The organism is Oceanospirillum linum (assembly GCF_001995095.2).
Taxonomy (GTDB): Bacteria; Pseudomonadota; Gammaproteobacteria; order Pseudomonadales; family Halomonadaceae; genus Oceanospirillum; species Oceanospirillum linum.
In genome coordinates, this window is sequence record NZ_MTSD02000125.1 from 1 (window position 1) to 431 (window position 431).

A 431-nucleotide genomic window follows, 5' to 3' on the forward strand; every position below is an offset into this window, starting at 1 on the left:
GTATAACAGCTCAAAACGTTGGGAGTCGACGCTATTAGATGAATGATTCGGCTGCATTATATTGGAGGGTTGAGTATTTTTAACTTGCGAATACAAAGGTAATCGAACGGTGAAGCAACTACCAACGCCCAGTTTAGACTCAGCCTCAATTGAGCCGCCCATCGCCTCTACAATGTGCTTGCTTAGTGCCAAACCGATTCCAATGCCTTGAGCATGAATGCTACCCTCGGCAGACTCAAAAGGCGAAAACAGTTGTGACAAGAAACTTTCTTCAATACCTAGCCCTGTATCTTGTACTTTGAATATGCAGTGTTCAGCTGTACTGAGTAGGCTGACCGATACGCTACCATTAGGCTGATTAAATTTTATCGCGTTATGCAACAAGCAGTTAATCATCTGTTTTAATCGCGCTTGATCGGCTTGCACTATGA

The 431-nt window shown here is 43.6% G+C and carries 1 protein-coding gene; it reads right to left on the reverse strand.

Features of this window, described 5'->3' with window-relative positions:
- On the reverse strand, positions 1–431 hold a 431-nt coding region (locus BTA35_RS16940), incomplete at both ends, for a sensor histidine kinase (protein ID WP_161489894.1).